At 69.7% G+C, this 17,541-nt stretch carries 15 protein-coding genes; 5 read left to right on the forward strand and 10 right to left on the reverse strand.

The window, feature by feature from the left end; translation table 11 throughout:
- Position 1: 1 nt before the first annotated feature.
- A complete protein-coding gene (locus Raf01_RS16090) occupies positions 2-718 on the reverse strand; it encodes a succinate dehydrogenase cytochrome b subunit (protein WP_275412991.1) in 717 nt (238 codons plus the stop codon).
- A gap of 43 nt (positions 719-761) precedes the next feature.
- Here Raf01_RS16090 and Raf01_RS16095 point away from each other — a divergent pair, with 43 nt between their 5' ends.
- Positions 762-1,709 (forward strand): LysR family transcriptional regulator, encoded by a 948-nt coding sequence (locus Raf01_RS16095; protein WP_203918761.1) that lies wholly within the window; start codon positions 762-764, stop codon positions 1,707-1,709.
- A 108-nt stretch (positions 1,710-1,817) separates the two neighbouring features.
- Here the strand turns inward: Raf01_RS16095 and sodN are convergent, their stop codons facing one another.
- The 3 genes from sodN to sigJ form a co-directional block, all read right to left on the reverse strand.
- Positions 1,818-2,222 carry a superoxide dismutase, Ni gene (sodN, locus tag Raf01_RS16100; RefSeq protein WP_203918686.1) on the reverse strand — a complete coding sequence of 135 codons (405 nt, stop codon included), beginning with the start codon at positions 2,220-2,222 and terminating at the stop codon, positions 1,818-1,820.
- A 10-nt stretch (positions 2,223-2,232) separates the two neighbouring features.
- Positions 2,233-2,739: a flavin reductase family protein gene (locus Raf01_RS16105; RefSeq protein ID WP_239133647.1), complete on the reverse strand. Its 507-nt coding sequence runs from the start codon at positions 2,737-2,739 to the stop codon at positions 2,233-2,235.
- An 84-nt stretch (positions 2,740-2,823) separates the two neighbouring features.
- Positions 2,824-3,747: an RNA polymerase sigma factor SigJ gene (gene sigJ / locus Raf01_RS16110; protein WP_239133648.1), complete on the reverse strand. Its 924-nt coding sequence runs from the start codon at positions 3,745-3,747 to the stop codon at positions 2,824-2,826.
- A 155-nt stretch (positions 3,748-3,902) separates the two neighbouring features.
- Between sigJ and Raf01_RS16115 the strand changes: the two genes are divergently transcribed.
- Together Raf01_RS16115 and Raf01_RS16120 are read left to right on the forward strand one after the other, a co-directional pair.
- Positions 3,903-4,532, forward strand: a complete 630-nt coding sequence (locus tag Raf01_RS16115; RefSeq protein ID WP_203918688.1) for an LUD domain-containing protein — start codon at positions 3,903-3,905, stop codon at positions 4,530-4,532.
- A 494-nt stretch (positions 4,533-5,026) separates the two neighbouring features.
- Complete coding sequence (locus tag Raf01_RS16120) at positions 5,027-6,037, forward strand: lysophospholipid acyltransferase family protein (RefSeq protein WP_203918689.1); 1,011 nt, start codon at positions 5,027-5,029, stop codon at positions 6,035-6,037.
- Here Raf01_RS16120 and Raf01_RS16125 read toward each other — a convergent pair.
- The 5 genes from Raf01_RS16125 to Raf01_RS16145 form a co-directional block, all read right to left on the reverse strand.
- Positions 5,922-6,716 (reverse strand): PHP-associated domain-containing protein, encoded by a 795-nt coding sequence (locus tag Raf01_RS16125; protein ID WP_203918690.1) that lies wholly within the window; start codon positions 6,714-6,716, stop codon positions 5,922-5,924. The genes Raf01_RS16120 and Raf01_RS16125 overlap by 116 nt on opposite strands.
- A 32-nt stretch (positions 6,717-6,748) precedes the next feature.
- Positions 6,749-7,747 carry a patatin-like phospholipase family protein gene (locus tag Raf01_RS16130; protein WP_239133649.1) on the reverse strand — a complete coding sequence of 333 codons (999 nt, stop codon included), beginning with the start codon at positions 7,745-7,747 and terminating at the stop codon, positions 6,749-6,751.
- Positions 7,748-7,998: 251 nt separating this feature from the next.
- Entirely contained in the window at positions 7,999-8,454 is a 456-nt protein-coding gene (locus tag Raf01_RS16135; protein ID WP_203918691.1) for a hypothetical protein, read from the reverse strand.
- A 13-nt stretch (positions 8,455-8,467) separates the two neighbouring features.
- A complete protein-coding gene (locus Raf01_RS16140) occupies positions 8,468-9,280 on the reverse strand; it encodes an ABC transporter permease (RefSeq protein WP_203918692.1) in 813 nt (270 codons plus the stop codon).
- Positions 9,277-10,245 carry an ABC transporter ATP-binding protein gene (locus Raf01_RS16145; protein WP_203918693.1) on the reverse strand — a complete coding sequence of 323 codons (969 nt, stop codon included), beginning with the start codon at positions 10,243-10,245 and terminating at the stop codon, positions 9,277-9,279. Before Raf01_RS16145 ends, Raf01_RS16140 begins: the two co-directional genes overlap by 4 nt.
- 246 nt (positions 10,246-10,491) lie before the next feature.
- Here Raf01_RS16145 and Raf01_RS16150 point away from each other — a divergent pair, with 246 nt between their 5' ends.
- Together Raf01_RS16150 and Raf01_RS16155 are read left to right on the forward strand one after the other, a co-directional pair.
- Complete coding sequence (locus Raf01_RS16150; RefSeq protein ID WP_203918694.1) at positions 10,492-12,906, forward strand: bifunctional YncE family protein/alkaline phosphatase family protein; 2,415 nt, start codon at positions 10,492-10,494, stop codon at positions 12,904-12,906.
- Positions 12,907-13,058: 152 nt separating this feature from the next.
- Positions 13,059-14,696: a purple acid phosphatase family protein gene (locus Raf01_RS16155; protein ID WP_203918695.1), complete on the forward strand. Its 1,638-nt coding sequence runs from the start codon at positions 13,059-13,061 to the stop codon at positions 14,694-14,696.
- A gap of 97 nt (positions 14,697-14,793) precedes the next feature.
- Here the strand turns inward: Raf01_RS16155 and Raf01_RS16160 are convergent, their stop codons facing one another.
- Positions 14,794-17,259: a discoidin domain-containing protein gene (locus tag Raf01_RS16160; RefSeq protein ID WP_203918696.1), complete on the reverse strand. Its 2,466-nt coding sequence runs from the start codon at positions 17,257-17,259 to the stop codon at positions 14,794-14,796.
- Positions 17,260-17,541: the final 282 nt, after the last annotated feature.

A 17,541-nucleotide genomic window follows, 5' to 3' on the forward strand; every position in this document is an offset into this window, starting at 1 on the left:
ATCAATTCACCAATCCCGTGATGACGGCGAACGGCACCGACAGGAAGCCGGCCACCAGGACGATGGACAGAACCAGGGCCGTGACGCGGGCAACGTGCTCGCCGCGAGCGCCGCGCTGGCCGAGGGTGCGGGCCGCGCTGAAGATTCCGTGCCGCAGGTGGGCGCCCACGGCAACGACGGCGAGCGCGTAGAACAGCGTCACGTACCAGCGATGCGGCGCGAAATCGGCGACCACGTTGGCGTATGGATGCCCGGGGCTGCCGACCGGGTTCAGTGTCCCGGTCGTCAGGTCGAGGATGTGGTACACGACGAACAGCAGGATGATCACCCCGCCCCAGCGCATGGTGCGCGCGGCGTAGCTGCCCTGCACCTTGGGGCGGTGCGCGTACCGCACCGGTCGTGCCCGCCGTGCCCGGCGCGCGAGGATCGTCGCCGCGGCGATGTGCCCGATCACCGCCACGGTCAGCACGGTCCGCTGGATCCACAGGTACCACTGCTGCGGCAGCAGCGGCTCGCCGATCGTGCGCAGCCAGTGTGCGTAGTGGTCGAAGGGGGTCGCCCCGAAGAAGATCTTCAGATTCCCGGCCATGTGCACGTACAGGAACAGGACCAGCAGGATCCCGGTGGTCGCCATGAAGATCTTGAGCGCGACGCTGCTGCTGCCCGCTCGCGCAGCCGATCGGGCCTTCTGAGGTCGGACTCGGGTGTCTACCGCCACGCCTTGGACGGTAAGGAGCGGGCGGTCATTCGTCTAATGCATGATGGGTGAGGGTTCGATAGACGGAGGCTATAGGGTGCAGCTACAGCAGTTGCGGTACTTCCTGGCAGTGGTGGAAACCGGGCATTTCACCCAGGCGGCCGGCCACCTCGGGGTCAGCCAGCCGACCTTGAGTAAGCAGATTCACACGCTGGAGTCAGCCCTGGGCGCTCCGCTGTTCGACCGGATCCGCGGCGCGGTCACCCTCACCACGGCCGGCTCGGCCCTGCTGCCCTACGCGCGGCGCATGGTGGCCGACGCGGACGTCGCCCGCGACGAGGTGCGCGACATCGTCGGGCTCCGCCGGGGCGAAGTCCGCCTCGGCGCCACCCCGAGCCTCTGCTCGTCGCTGGTCCCGGCGGTGCTGCGACGGTTCCGGGCAGCACATCCGGACATCGCCCTGAACGTGACCGAAGGCGGCTCGCCGGATCTCATCGCCGGGTTGCTCGCGCACACCATCGACCTGGCTCTCATCGTCGCGTCCGAGGGTGGCGTCGACCCGGGCCTGGAGGCCGCGCCGATCCTGCGGGAAAACCTCGTGGTCGCGTCGGCCGCGGCCGGCCCGCCGCCCACCGAGAACGCCCAACTCGCCTTCGGCGAGCTTGAGCACCTGTCGCTGGTGATGTTCCGGCCGGGCTACGACCTGCGGGACGCCACGCTCGAGGCGTGCCGCAGGGCCGGCGTCACCCCGCGGTTCGCGGTGGAGGGCGGGGAGATGGATGCGGTACTCGCATTCGTCGAGGCGGGGCTCGGTGTCGCGGTCGTGCCGGGCATGGTGCTGGCCAACCGGCCGCTGCTGCGCGCCACACCGCTCGCCCCGCCGGGCATGCGGCGTACGCTCGCGCTCGCCCACCGCCGTCGCGCGGTGCTGCCACACGCCGCCGAGGCCCTGCGCGTGACACTGCTGGACCACCTCGGCGACGCACTGCCCGCCGGCGTCCAAGCGCTGTGACGGGCACGTGTTGTGACGGGCAGGTGTTGTGACGGGCAGGTGTTGTGACGGGCAGGTGTTGTGACGGCGGGTTCTGCTCGTCGAACCCGCCGCCACCCAGTGCCACGCTCAGTTCTGCTTGGTGGCCCAGAAAATCTTCGAGATCTCGTCGATCTTCGTGAGCAGTTGGTCGGCCACGGCGGGGTCCGCGGAGCCCTTCGCGCCGCTGGCGCCGGCCAGCTTGGTCGCCTCGTTGAACAGGGCGTGCAGCTCGGGGTACTTCTCGAAATGTGGTGCCTTGAAGTAGTCGGTCCACAGCACCCACAGGTGGTGTTTGACCAGTTCCGCCCGCTGCTCCTTGATGATCAGCGCCCGACTGCGAAACTCGGGGTCCTGGTTGGCCTGGTACTTGTCGCAGATGGCTTTGACCGACTGGGCCTCGATCAGCGCCTGGGCCGGATCGTAGACCCCGCAGGGCAAGTCGCAGTGAGCCCTCACCACGGTGCTCGGGGTGAGGAGGCGGGGCAGTCGCATGAGATTCCTTTCAGTGACGGTGACCGGGTGCTGGCAAGCTGACAAACGTTCTGTCGTGATAGACCAGCCGCCCGCCGGCGGAGCCGAGGTACACCTCGGACACGGAGGCGACGACGACGGTCGACTCGCCGACGGGGACGAGTTGCAATGGCGCGCAACGGAGTGCGGCGGCGGCGCCGGACAGGACCGGCTCGCCGGTCGGCAAGCGGCTCCACCCCTGCTCGGGCGTGAATCGCGGGCCGCCGACGCGGGAGAATTCCCGTGCCAGCTCGGTGTGCCGCGGCCCGAGCAGGTGTACGACGAAACTCGGCGCTGCCGCCAAGGCCCGGGCCGTCGGCGTGCCCCCCAACGAGAACGACAGTGCCGGAGGCGTGACCGACACCGACGTGACACTGGACGCGGTCAACCCCACCGGCCGGTCCGGCCCCTGCGCGGTGATGACCGCCAAGCCCGCCGGATGCCGCCGAAAAGCCGTCTTGAGCTGTTCACCGACGCCGGATTCAAGGCTGATGTCCACGCGCGACCTCATCGTTAGGTGATCTACACGCGCAGGCTAAAACCTCAACCCGACTTCATGTCAAACGGCTGGCCGGACCGCGCGTCAGGCCGCCGTCCAGGGGCGGAGCTTGTCGGGATTGAGTACCGACCAAATGTGCTTGATCCGGCCTTCGGCGGTGTCGAAGGCCAGCACCGCCACGGTGACGCCGTTCTGCTGGCTGATCAGGCCGGGCTGGCCGTTGACCATGCGCTCCAGGAGCGTGAGGCCGGGCGCCCGGTCGGCGAGACGGACACAGGCCCGCGCGATCTGCTCGCCGCCCTCGACCGGCTCGAGCACGGCGTTGACCATGCCGCCACCGTCGGCGATCGCCTTGGCGCCGGGGTCGAGCAGGCCGATCAGAGCCTCGATGTCTTTTGCCTCCCATGCCTGCTTGAAGGCCCTGACAATGCCGGCCTGCCGGGCCGTGGGGGCCGGGGGAGACTGCGAGGCGCGGATGCGGCGGCGGGCTGAGGAGGCCAGCTGGCGGCAGGCCGCCGGGGTACGGCCGACGATCTCGGCCACGTCGGCGAAGGGGTAGCCGAAGACGTCGTGGAGGATGAACGCGACGCGCTCGGCCGGGGTCACCGATTCGAGTACGACGAGAAACGCCATGTTGACCGACTCGTCGAGGGTGATCCGGTCGGCCGGATCCATGACGGCGCTGCCCAACCGCCCGACGGGTTGGGGCAGCGGCTCGGGAATCCATTCGCCCACGTAGGTCTCTCGCCGAACCCGGGCCGAGCTGAGCAGGTTGAGGCAGATGCGGCTGGCGACGGTGGTCAGCCAGGCGCCGGGAGACTCGATGGCCCGCTGCTGTTGCGGCGACATGGCGTACCAGCGGGCGTAGGTCTCCTGGACGGCATCCTCGGCATCGGCGACGGAGCCGAGCAACCGGTAGGCGAGGTTGATGAGCTGGCGTCGCTCGCTCATGATCACGTCCAGGGTCGGATCGGTCCGGCCGTGTCCTGGCCCGGGCTCGGTGGTCATGGTGTCGTCGGCTCCCTCCGTGGCGGCTGTCCTCACATTCCGACAAGACAGCGCACCGGAATGTGAGGTCGCCGCCTCGCCTCACATTTCGCTGGGCTGTCTTGTCGTACTGGCTGGACGGATAATCATCCAGCGAACAGGAAGCTCAGGAAACGATGACTACCTCGGTTTCGGCAACACGGTTCACCGACCCGGCTCCCACCGAGAGCCTGGAGCGGGCGGCCGCCGCGCTGGCGGCGAAGAATTTCGCCGTCGAAATCCTCGATGACGTCGCCGCCGCGCGTACCCGCGTCAAAGACCTGATTCCCGATGGTGCCAGCGTCTTCACCGGGGCCAGCGAGACCCTCCGGCTGTCGGGCATCGATGACGACATCAACGCCAGCGGGCGGTACGAGGCCATCAGGCCACGCGTCCTGGCCATGGACCGCGCCACCCAGGGGGACGAGATCCGGCGGCTGATCGCCAGCCCCGATGTCGCGGTGGGCAGCGTCGCCGCGGTCACCGAGACCGGCTCCCTGGTGGTCGCCTCGGGTAGCGGCAGCCAACTGCCCGGATATGCCGGCGGTGCCGCGCGCGCGATCTGGATCGTCGGGGCGCAGAAGGTGGTACCCGACCTGAGCACCGCGCTGCGCCGCGTCGAAGACCACTGCCTTCCGCTGGAGAACGACCGCGCCCAGCGGGTCTACGGGGCGCCCAGCGCCATCAGCCGCCTGCTCATCCTCAACATCGAACCCCACCCCGGGCGCGGCACCGTTCTGCTGCTGCGCGAAGCCATCGGATTCTGAAAGCTGTGACAGGGTCGTCCAGCCCCCGCCGGTCGCCGTCCAGCCGCTCAGGCTGGCGGTAGACCGAGCCGGTCCGCGAGTTGCGAGAAGGTCGGGGTGACCATCCGCCATGAGCACCGGTTGGGGGTCGGTCCAGAAGTCGCTGGCGACGATCCTGGGGTCTGCGGGATCGGTACGGTAGTCCAGCGCGATCGCCACGTCGTCCCCGGGGACGCGGTTGACGGCGATGAAGACGGCTCGTTCGGCATCCAGCCACGGGAGGTCCACGGGACCGTCGGCGGCACTGCCGCGAACCTGGCGGAACAGCTGTTCGTTCCATTCCATGGCCGGTGTCCGCGACGGCGGCAAGGTCGTGCGGCATCGGTGACGAGGGTACGGCGTCGATCGGTGTCGTTGCTTTAACCATCGGGCCATACAAATTTCAGACATCCGCACTGTCCGCTTCCGCTGTCCGTCTTCGATGATGGACCTCTCGGGAGTTCGGGAGGCCGGAGGTGTCGTCCGTATACTGGCTTGCGCGCTCGGGCATCGCTGTCGCGGGCAGGACGCCGCGTCGCGTCAGGCACGGGCTCGCGTCAACCGTCACCTCGGCAAGCTACCTGGGGTGGCGCTCCAAACGCCTGGTGACGCAGGAGAACATGGCCAAGGTTCTCGGTCTGCCCGTCTCCGACCCGCGCGTCAAGCGTGCGGCCCTCGGTTCGTGGAGCAACTACGGCCGAACCGCGGCATCACTGATCTGCCTGCCCTATTTGGACATGTTGGATGTGGACGCACGCACACAGGATCTGACACAGGGCATGACCTGGCAGGAGTGCCTGCGGTTGGCGATGGCACCCGGCAAGGGTGTGGTCGTCACGACCGGGCACTTTGGAAGCTGGGACCTCGCCGGTGCCATCGCCGCGCGCCACGTCCCGCTGTCGGCCGTCGCGGACACGTTCAAGGATCCGCGACTGAACCACCTTCTGCAGGGACACCGGCGAGACAAGAGCGTCGAGATCATCCCGGTGTCCAGCGCCATCCGCGGCGCACTGCAGGAACTGGTGGCGAGTCGGGCGGTCGCGATCGTCATCGACCGTCCGGTGACCAGGGGACGAGGCGTGGAGGTGACGTTCTTCGGCCACAAGACCTACGTACCCGTCGGCTCGGCGGCGCTGTCCGTCAAGTCGGGCGCGGCGATCATGCCGGGCTATGTCTGGTACGCACCCAACAACCGCTACTACATCCGGGCGTTCCCGCCGATGTTCCCGCGCCCGGTCAGCGACAACTCGCAGAGGATGCGGGAGGTTCAGCGCCTGACACAGTACATGTTCGCGTGCCAGGAGGAGGTGGTGCGGCAGTGTCCGACGCAGTGGTTCATGTTCCGCCAGTTCTGGCCGGTCGACACCGGGATCAGCCCTCTCGAACCCGGCGCTCCGCACGGGACTGCCGGCGCCGACGGGCCATGCGGCGCGGGGGGTCCACAAACCAGCTCCACGCACACTGCGCGACGTAGGCCGCGGGGTTGAGGCGAGCCGGCCGCTGCTCCTGTCCGCCGGCACGCGTCGTGCGGTCGATGATGGCCCGGCGCAGGTCATCGGGTGTGGTACCGGGAAACAGCGTGTACCCGGCACCGACGTGCTGCCAGAAGTGCGCGTCGCTCGCACCGATCTCGGCCAGGCCCCACTCCTGGTTCGCCGAACGGACAGCCGCGCGTTGAGCCGCGTTGGCCGGACTGGGGTTGTATGCCTCGACGGCGTCGATCTCGTATCCCGCGGTGAGCAGCGAATCGATCCTGCGCCGGCTCAGGCTCGGCACCAGCCGCCCGAGCGGGTGCGGCACGATCACCAGTCCGCCCTGCTCCTTGATGGCGTCGATGCTCTCCTCGACCGGCCGCATCGGCCTGGGTGCCTTCCCGACGAACAGGCCGAGGAGGTGACCCTGACGGGTCGAGACCTCGACACCGGTGATCAGCCGCACTCCGGAGTCCTGTTTGGCCAGCAACTCCTCGACCCGCCGCGCACCCTCGACATGGTCGTGATCGGTGACCGCGATCAGTGTCAGTCGCTTGCACGTGGCTGTCTCGACCAGTCGCGACGGACTGATCCAGCCGTCGCCCAGGTTGGTGTGCAGGTGAAGGTCGGCCATGCCGCGACCGGTGGCGAACGGGGTGCGTCCGCCTTCCGGCGTGCCGCTCGTCTCGTCCACGTCACGATCCTAGGCGGGGCGGCGTGCGATCGTCAGAGGAGCGTCACGCGGGTCGCCTCCCGCTTGCCTTGGGCGAAACCGGCACGGGCGGCGGGGATGCGGGTCGTCGGATCCATCTGGTTCGTGCCCATCGCGGCTCGGGAGTCGGTGTCCGGTGTGATCACCTCGACGTGGCTGCCCTGCTCGCGCAGGGCCTCGACCTGGCCTGCCAGGTCCGCGCCCGGAAATCTGCGCAGGCCCTCGAACTGGCCTGCCGGCAGCGGCCCCTTCCGCTCGCTGAACGGCGACAGCACCACGACGTTCGCGTAGCCCGAGGCAAGGTCAGCGTTGTCGGCGGAGCGCACGCCACCGTTGATGTAGCGGGTGCCGTTGATGCTGTGGGTGGGGCCCGCACCGGGCAGCGCGGTGGCGGCGGTGACCGCGTCCACCAGCTCGACTCCGGAATCGCGGTCGAACGCGGCCAACTCGCCGGTACGCGCGTCGACGGCCACCACGACCATCGGCCGGTCCGGCCACTCACGGCGAGGCAACCGGGCGGCGACCAATGCGCGCCGCTGTCCCGCCGCCGCCGGTCCGAATGTGGCGTCGCTCTCCAACCCGAACGCGCCCATCGCACGTCGCAGGTCGGCTGCCGAGGTGGCGGCGGCGCCGATGGCCCTCATCCTCTCGAACACCGCGGCCATCGGCAGGGACGGCGGCTGTTCCCGGTTTTGTCCGACCGGTCGATTCGGCTCGGACAGCACCGAGGCCAACAGTTCGGCCGGCGGTATGCCGCTGCGCACCCACGCTGCGACGGTGGCACCGGACGAGGTGCCGACCACCAGATCGGCGGCCTCTGTCAGATCGAGACCGGCTTCGGCCAGACCCGCGACGACACCGACCGCCCATGCGTTTCCGGCAGCCCCACCGGCACCGACAACCAGAGCGATGTTGCGACCCACCTGCGGGTGCGGTGCGCGTCGCACCGAGTCGGGCGTGAGGGAGTGGGCTTCGTCCCCGGTCGACGGGAACGATTCGTGAGATTGCGACATGTCGTGGTCCCTTTCAAGGCATCCGAGATGCGGGCGCCCGAGGACCGATGACGACGAAGCTCTAGAGGCTCCGGCGCGAAGGGGTGAGCACCCGACCGTGAACGAAAATCGGACTCACCTCCTTGGGTCGTGCGCGACGACAGCGCGCGCCTGAACGAATTCGGCTCGAACAATAGCCGGGTGACGAGCCCCGCGCAAACGACGACCTCTCCCCCAACCAACGACCTCTCCCTCAACCGACGGCCTCTCCCTCAACCGACGTCGAGGCAGCCGTAGAACTCGAAGAGCGGGTTGGTCACCATCCGGCCGTCCACCGCGCGGATCGTCTGCTGGCCCACGAGACTGGCCGGCCCCTGGGCCGTGTAGCAGCCGGTCGGCTTGACGTCCACCTCGTAGCTCAGGGTCTGCGTCTGGCCGCCGGGACCGGATGGCCAGTAGACCTGGCAACTCCAGTTGGTGCCGGCGCCCCGATCGGGCGTCTCCGGCCCGCCCCTGGTGCAGATCGCGGTGTGCATTCCAGCGTCGGCGACGGCGTCCGGGTGGCCGATGAGCTGTTGCTGGATCAGGTACAGCTGGGCGAAGTTGGGCCCGAAGTCGCGCTGCAGGCCGGCGCCGGTGATGCTCGGGGAGCCGCAGCCCGACGCCGAGGCGATCAGCGCGGCGGCGGCGCCGATCACGGCCAGTGGCCGCCAGCGGAAGACCCTCATTCCGTCGCTCCTCTCAACCCGCGTCGATGTCCCGGCGCCGCATCAGGAGGTAGCCGAGTGCGAGGCAGCCGATGACGTACCCCGCGCTGACGACCGTGCCCCACAGCAGCGGGCCGTAGTACCGGTCGGCGCGCACGAATCCGAACCAGGCGTTGTACGGCGTGGTCAGCAGGACCCGTCGTACCAGGTCGGCGCCGCTGATCAGCGCCAGCAGCTGCATCAGCAGACCGATCACCGTCGGCGTCAGGATGCCGGCCGGCCCGTTGCGGGTGGCGATCGAGAACAGCAGGCCCATCGCGGTGAACCCGAGCGTGGGCAGCACCGCCACGCCCCAGCTGGCCAGTACGAGGCCGGCGGCCTGCCCCGGTGGGATCAGGGTGCCGGACAGGCCGATCAGCGGCTGGTGCCCGATGAGCAGCTCGCCGGCGCTGAGCCCGCCGAGGGCGAGCAGCGCGACCATCAGCACCGAGTACGTCATGGCGGCCAGGGACTTGCCCCAGAAGATGCTGGTACGGCTGGCCGCGCGGGTGAGGATCGTCTTCCAGGTGCCGTACCGGTCCTCGGCGGCGAAGATGTCTCCGGCCACCAGGCAGGCAATCAGCGGCAGCGCCCACTGGCTGGTGAAGACCAGCAGCACCATCGGGGTGGCGAAGCCGCTCAGGTGAACCCACTCGCCGAAGAGAGTGTCGGCCGGTACGGCGTCCTGCAGGCGCAGCGCGACGGCGAACCCGAACGGGGCGACGAAACAGGCGCCGGCGGCCAACCGTACCCGCAGCAGCGCGGCCAGCTTCTCCATCTCCCAGCGGTACACGGTCCAGGTGCTCATCCGACCGCGGCCTCCTGTCGAGCCTGCGCGTCTACGGCGCCCCGTGTCTGGCCGTCGGCTTTGGTGAGCCTGAAGAACATCTGTTCCAGCGCGCTGGTCGACCGGTGCAGCGCCTGCACGGCGATGCCGTCCCGGCCCAGGTTGACGACGTACCCGTCGAGGTCGCTCTGCTGCGCCCGCACGAGCAGCCCGCCGGTGAGGTACCACTCGACGGTGACCGCCTTGTGCGCCCGGGCGGTGGCGACAGCCGCGGCATCGTCGGCGGTGTGCAGCCGGTACTCCGGCGCGGGTGCCTGGGCGCGCAGCGCGTCGACCGTGCCGGCGTAGGCGACCGCGCCGCGGTGCAGGATGGTGACCGCGTCGCAGACCGCCTCGACCTCATCCATGCGGTGGCTGCTGAGCAGGATCGTGAGGCCGTCGGCGGCCAGCTCGCCGGTCAGCGTGCGCAGGTCACGGATGCCGGCCGGGTCCAAGCCGTTGCTCGGCTCGTCGAGCACCAGCAGCCGCGGCCGGCGCAGCAGGGCGGCGGCGATGCCCAGCCGCTGGCGCATGCCGAGGGAGTACCCAGCGACCCGGTCGCCGGCGCGCTGGGCCAGCCCGACCTGTTCCAGCAACGTCTCCAGGTGGGCCGGGTCCGAGCGGTGGTCGTAGGCGGACAGCATCTCCAGGTTGCGCCGGCCGGACAGGTGCGGGTAGAACTGCGGCGCCTCCACGAATCCGCCGAGCTGCGGGTCGGTGCGCCCGGCGGTCACCGGCCGGCCGAACAGGGTCATGGTGCCGGCGTCCGGATGGGCCAGCCCGAAAATCAGGCGCAGCAGCGTGGTCTTGCCCGCGCCGTTGGGGCCGAGCAGCCCGTGCACGCTACCGGTCGTGACCCGCAGATCGACGTCGCCCAGGGCGGTCGTGCCCGCGTAACGCTTGGCCAGTGCGGTCGCCTCGAGCGCGAGCGGTGCGGCAGCGGGCATCCAGACATCCTCCACGGTCGTGCCGGTGCGTCGGTGAGGCGACGGAGGTCGACGCTAGAGCGCGAAGGCGACATTCGGGGAACGCGGAGGCGACACGATCGTAGACAACGGGCTATGGCCGATTGATTGGTTTTACGGGTCCTCACCATTGTTCGCGTGATCTTCACTCGTCTACCCGGTTTCTGGATGGTTCGCCTGCCTAACGTCAAGCCGGTCCCATGTGTCCGATGCGAAGGAGACGGCTGGATGCGAGACATCCTGAGACGATGGTGGGTGGGGCTGGGCGCGCTCACCCTGGTCATGGCGGGTTCGGCGGTGGCGGCTGCGGCACACGGCGGCTCCGGGCTGGTCGGCCCGCGTCCGGACGGCACGGCGCTGACCACCTATGGATGGCAGGTGACACCGGCGGGCAGCCAGGTGCGGTTGGGGGAGAAGCCGTTCGGTGCGGCGTTGAGCCCGGACGGCAAGTACCTGGCCGTCAGCAACGACGGCGACAACCTGCAGTCCCTGCAATTGCTGGACGCGGCGACCCACCGGGTCGTGCAGCATATCGACTACAAGGCCCCCGAGGCGCTGTTCATCGGGTTGGTGTGGAGCCCGGACGGCACGAAGCTGTACGCCTCGGCCGGCGGCAACAACAAGATTCGCGTGTACGCGCACAGCGGTGACACGCTCACCGAGGGCTCCCCGATTGCCCTTCCGGCGAACACCTTCCCGGCCGGCCTGGCGCTGTCCGCCGACGGCAAGCGCCTGTACGCCGCGGAGAACGGCAACGGCCAGGTCGCTGAGTTCGACACGTCCGCCGGTACGGTGACCGCCACCGCGAAGACCGGACCGAACCCGTACACGGTGGCGTTGTCCGCGGACGGCAGTACCGCCTACGTCTCCAACTGGGGTACGAACACCGTCTCGGTGCTCGACGCCGCCACGTTGGGCACGAAGGCCACGCTGACGGTCGGGAGCCACCCGACCGCGATGACGCGCAACCCGGTCACCAAGGACCTCTACATCGCGGTCACCGACACCGACAAGGTCGCGGTGATCGGGCCGAACGCGACCACGGTCAGCCGCTACCTCGACCTGGCCCCGTACCGGGGCGCCCCGGTCGGTACCAGCCCCGAGGGCCTGGACGTGTCGCCCGACGGGCGCACGATCTACGTCGCCAACGCCGGCAACAACGACGTCGCCGTCGTCGACGCCGCGACCGGCACCGTGGACGGGCTGATCCCGACCGGGTGGTACCCGACCACGGTCACCGTCGCCGGAAACGGTGGAAGCCTGCTGGTGACCAACGCCAAGGGGCTGGGTGCCGGCCCGAACCCGGGCGGCCCGAACCCGGTGGTGGACGACATGTCCCAGTACGTCGGCTCGATGATTATGGGTACCCTGTCCGCGGTGCCCGTGCCCGGCAAGGCCGAGCTGAAGAAGTTCACCCGGCAGGTGCGCGACAACGACCGGTTCGACTCCTCGGCCCAGTCCGCCCGCGGCCCGAAGTCGGTCGTACCGGCCCGCCCCGGCGACCCCACGCCCATCAAGCACGTCATCTACATCGTCAAGGAGAACCGCACCTACGACCAGGTCTTCGGTTCCCTGGGCAAGGGCAACGGCGATCCGTCGCTGAATCTGTTCGGCGACGACTCGGCCCCCAATCAGCGGGCGCTGGCCCGCGACTTCGTCACACTGGACAACTTCTACGCCGACGGCGCGGTGTCCTCCGACGGCTGGGAGTGGGCCACCGGATCCGAATCCAACAGCTACAACGAGCACCTGTGGCCGGTGGCCTACAGCGGTCGCGGGCGCTCGGACGACGTCTACACCAACCAGGCCACGGATCCCGGCAAGATCACCGGGGACTCCCGGATCTGGGACCGGCTCGACGACGCCGGCATCTCGTACCGCAACTACGGCATGTGGGCCAACGGTCCGCTGCCGGCCAAGGTGTTCCCGACCGAGCCGCGGCTGGCCGCGCACACCGACCCGAACTTCGCCGCGCTGAACCTCACCCTCACCGACAACAGCCGGGTGGACGAGTGGACGAAGGAGTTCAACCAGTTCGTCGCGGACGGCCAGTTGCCGACGATGGAGTTCCTGCGGCTCGGCAACGACCACACGCAGGGCACCACGCCGGGTGTGCTCACGCCGGCCGCGATGGTCGCGGAGAACGACCTCGCGGTGGGTCGCGTCGTGGACGCGGTCTCGCACAGCCCGTACTGGAAGGACACGGCGGTCTTCATCACTGAGGATGACGCCCAGGATGGTCCGGACCACGTGGACGCGCACCGCACCACCGCGCTGGTGGTCAGCCCGTACACCCAGACCGGCAAGGTGGACTCGACGCAGTACAGCACGGTGGCGATGATGCGCACGATGGAGCTCCTGGCCGGCATCGGCCCGCTGACCCAGTTCGACGCGATGGCCACGCCGATGACCGCGAGCTTCGCCAAGAAGCCCAACCTCACACCGTTCTCGGCGATTACGCCGAGCCAGTCGCTGACCCAGGTCAACGGCGCCGATGCACCGATGGCCGCCCAGTCGGAACAGATGGACTTCAGCGACGCGGACCTCGCCCCGGAACAGCAGCTCAACCAGGCCATCTGGGAGAGCGTGAAGGGCGCGGACAGCCCGATGCCGCCGCCCATCGACCACGGCGCGGACAACTGATCCCGCCGGCCGCCCGGGTCGTGGCCTCGCCACGGCCCGGGCGGCGGCGATCCGAGCACCGGCCGCGGGCAGCCGCGGTACCGGCAAGAATTTGGCCCAGGGTTCACCCGGCCGTCGCACAGCCGTCCGGCAGCCTAGGCATCGTGTCGGCTATGGCGAACGATGAACAGCTCTTCACCTCACACATGTCCCGGCGCGGCCTGCTCGCGGCCACCGGCGCCGTCGGTGCCGGTGTCGCGGCGGCCCCGCTGCTGGCGGGCACCGCATCCGCCGCGAGCGGATCCAGCAAGCACTCCGGCTCCTCGGCGTCCACCGCGATCGGTGGTGCCGCCGGCGACCCGCTGCGCACGCCCGCGGTCAACGGTGTGCACCTGCAGTTCGGAGCGGACGCCGCGATCGAGGTCGTGGTGTCGTGGCACACGCTGCAGCCGGTGGAAGGCGCCCGCGTGCTGCTCGGCGGCACGGACGGCCGGTACAGCCGGACGTACCACGCCGAGACGGTCAGCTACACCGACGGCAAGTCCGGTCAGGTCGTCTACGCGCAGCACGCCCGGATGACCGGCCTCAAGCCCGACCAGGAGTACGTCTACCTCGCCGTTCACGAGGGAGCGCAGCCGGTGTTCGGGTCGTTCGCGACGGCACCCAAGGGGCGCCAGGCGTTCACCTTCACCAGCTTCGGCGACCAGGGCACGCCGACGACCGGCAAGGTGTTCGTCCCGCCGGCCGGCGTCAACCTGCCCAACCCACCGTTTGTCAACGACAACCTGGGCGGGCCGGCGTCGGCGAACCTGCCCACCGCCATCGAGCGCGTACAGCCGCTGTTCCACCTGTTCAACGGCGACCTGTGCTACGCGAACCTGGCCACCGACCGGGTGCGTACCTGGTCGGACTTCTGGGACAACAACACGCGCAGCGCCCGCAACCGTCCGTGGATGCCGGCCCCCGGCAACCACGAGAACGAGCGCGGCAACGGCCCGATCGGGTACGCCGCCTTCCAGACGTACTTCGCGACGCCCCGCCAGCCGGGGCAGACCGACGTCACCCGGGGCCTGTGGTATGCGATGACGGTCGGCTCGGTGCGGGTCATCTTCCTCGCCAACGACGACATCATCCTGCAGGACGGCGGCGACAGTTATGTGCGCGGCTACTCGGGCGGCGCTCAGAAGGCGTGGCTGGAGAACGAGTTGAAGCACACCCGCGCCGACCGCGACATCGACTGGATCGTGGTCTGCATGCACCAGGTCGCGATCAGCACGGCCGACCAGTTCAACGGCGCCGACCTCGGCATCCGGCAGGAGTGGCTGCCGCTGTTCGACAAGTACGGCGTGGATCTGGTCGTGTGCGGGCACGAGCACCACTACGAGCGCTCGCACCCGATCCGTGGCCGGCAGGCCAACGCGACGCTCACCCCGATCCCGGCCTCGACCCGCACCGACGTCATCGACACCAGCAAGGGCACGGTCCACATGGTCATCGGCGGCGGTGGCACGTCGGCGCCGTCGAACCAGCTGTTCTTCAACCCGCCCGCCTGCCGCGTCATCACCTCGGTCACCGCGCCCGACCCGACGACCGGCAAGCACGCACCGGTCTACACGCGTGAGGACGCTCCGTGGTCGGCGGTGCGCGACGCCGCCAACTCGTACGGCTTCGCCGCCTTCACCGTCGACCCCGGCAAGCACAAGGGCGACCTGACCACCATCACCGTCACCTACTACGACGTCGTCGGCACCGGGGGCGACGTGCGGCCGTTCGACACGTTCACGCTGCAGCGCCGGCGCTCCGACGGCTGAGCCCGGTGGCCCTGCGCGGGGGCCGGGCGGCGTGCCCGCCCGGCCCCTCTCGCATTGCGAGGACGACTCCGATCGGCACCGTCCATAGTGGATCGGATCAGGCGCCGAAAACCTGGAACTCGGAGACCTGCGCGGCGTTCTGCACGGTGTTGGCGGTGACGGACAGCCGCAGGTACCGGTCGGTGGTGCCGGCCGGCAGGGTGATGGTCACCGCGTTGCCGGTGGCCGGATCGAAGGTGTACGTCGCGGAGCCGACCAGGGTGCTCCACGCGCTGTTGTCGGTGCTGCCCAGCACCGTGAGGGTCTGCGTGCGGGTCGACCAGGCGGTCGCCGGCGGCAGGTGCAGCACGACCGAGCCCAGCGCCTTCGCCGTGGTCAGGTCGACGGTCAGCGTGGTCGGCCAGGCGCCGCCCGCACCCTCCCAGTAGGTGCCGGTGTTGCCGTCGACGGCGTTGCCGGCCAGGTAGGTCTGGGTGTGGCTGGAACCGGTGATCGGCGCGTTGAGGGCAAGGTTGGTCGGCGTGGTGGTGCCGCCGCTCGAGTAGATTTCGAACTCGGCGACCTGCGCCGCCGGCCACCCGGTGTTCGCGGTGACGGACAGCCGCAGGTACTGCGCCGCCGTACCGGCCGGGAGGCTGACGCTGACCGTGTTGCCGGTGGCCGGGTCGAACGTGTACCCGGCGGAGGGCAGCACGGTGGTGTAGGTGGTGCCGTTGGTCGAACCGAGCACGGACAAGGTTTCGGTGCGGGCCGCCCAGGCGGTCGAGGGCGGCAGGCGCAGCCGCAGGGAGCCCAGGTTCTGCGAGGAGCCCAGATTGGCGGTGAGCGTCTGCGGGAATCCGGAGCCGTTGACACTCTCCCAGTACGAGCCGCCGTTGCCGTCGTTGGCGTTCGTCGCCGGATAACCCGGCGCGGTACTGCTGGCGGTCATGGTGGCGGCCAGCGCCAGGTTGGTCGCCGTACCGGTACCGGTACCCGACAACGCGATCGTGGTCGGTGAGTTGGCGGCGTTGCTCGCGATGGCGACGCTGCCATTGGCCGCGCCGGCCGCGGCGGGGCTGAAGGTGACGGTGACGGTGCAGGAGGCGCCGGCTGCCAGGGCGGTGCCACAGGTGTTGGCCTGGGCGAAGTGCGCGCTGGCCGTGATGGAGGAGATGGCCGCCGCGGAGCCGCCGGTGTTGGTGACGGTCACCGTACGCGGCGCGCTGGTCGTGCCGATCGCCTGGTTGCCGAACGAGACGCTGGACGGGCTGGCGGCCAGCGCGGGACCGCTGGGTGCGGTGATGGGCGGGGAGTTGAGAGTACCCAGGGCATTGGTCAGCACCGCGCTGGTGAACTCCGGCTGGAGGTCGCTGGAGGTGGCCGACTCGACCTGGTACCCGGCCGGCTGGGAGGCGCGGGGACTGCCGAAGCACCCACCGGCGGTCTGGGTACCGACGTGCCGGGAGTTGTCCACGTTGCCGGTCACGGTCCAGTCGCTCACCCCGTCGACCGCGTACCCGTAGCCCATGTACTGGCCCTCAAGGGTGTTGCCGGTGACCGTGGCGCCGTAGTTGGTGCCGGTCAGGCAGTTCCACGCCTGCTGGCCCTGCGCGATGCCCATCTTGATGAACGCGCTGAGCGCGTCGATGGTGTTGTGGGTGACCACGGTACCGGTGTAGTTGCCGTTCATCGGCGCGTAGTCGACCATGTTGATGCCGCCCAGCAGCAACTGGTTCTTCGCGACGATGGTGTTGTTCTGCACGGTGGAGCCGGGCGCGCCGAACACGACGATCGCCCCGTCGGTGGCGTCGGTGATGGTGTTGCCCTGCACCAGGCTGCCGCCGCAGGCCAGCGAGATGCCGTCGGCCCAGACGCCGGTGGCGTCCGGGGTCGCGGTGCCGGCCGGTCCGAGCTGGTTGTCGAGGATCTGCCCGCCCTGGCACTGCGGTGTGTTGTCGGTGACCCGGCCCTCGATGAAGTGCAGGGTCGACCAACTGCGGGTGTCGTGCGCGTAGATGTTCTGGACGGTCTGGTTGGTCCCGGCGCCACCCATCTCCAGCAGTGCGCCGCCGCCCGAGACCACACCGAGGGCCGGCCGGTTGCCGTTGATCTGGATGTTCCGCACCACCACGCCCGGCTGGCCGTTGCCCTGGATCGCGGTGGACAGCCCGCTGCCGGTGACCACCAGGTTGGCCCGGGTCGCGTCGGTGGGCAGCCCCTGGGTGTAGATCTTCTGGTTCGGTGCGGTGAACGTGATGGGGTTGCCGAGCTGGAAGACGGCGCCGGGGCAGAGCACCGCTTCGGCGCCCGTACCGGCGAGCGCGGCGTTGATGGCCGCGTCGGTGCCGGAGGCGATGCAGGTCGCCGCGGCGGGGTGGGCCGCCACCGGGTTGGCGTGCGCGGCTGCCGGGCTCGCGGCGCAGATGGCCAGCGCGGCGGCGGCCAGGGTCGCCACCGGCAGCAGCCCGGCGGCGGGGGAGTGCCGGTGCGGTGCCGGCGGTCGATGGTCGTGGGCGCGTTGGTCGTGAGCATGTTGGTCGTGGGCGCGTTCTCGGTGCAGGGGATCGGTACGCGGACGCATCTCGGCTCCTCGGGGACGGTCTCGTCGCGGTGGGGCCGGGGGATGCGACCGACGGCCGCACCGTCGGTCCTCGTGAGCGGCGAGGATCCCGGGAGTCCGGGGACGGCGGCGTATCCGGTGACCGGACCGCGACGACGGAAGGGAGTCTAATGTCCGAATCACGGTACAAGGATCGACGTATCCTCGCAAGGTTTCGACAGGATGAAGAAAGACGGCGACGATCCAGGCGACGGCGACCGTCCACTGTGGGCGGCGGGCACGTCCACGCGCCGGAGCCGCAAA

The sequence above is a fragment of the Rugosimonospora africana genome, from assembly GCF_016862975.1.
Taxonomy (GTDB): domain Bacteria; phylum Actinomycetota; class Actinomycetes; order Mycobacteriales; family Micromonosporaceae; genus Rugosimonospora; species Rugosimonospora africana.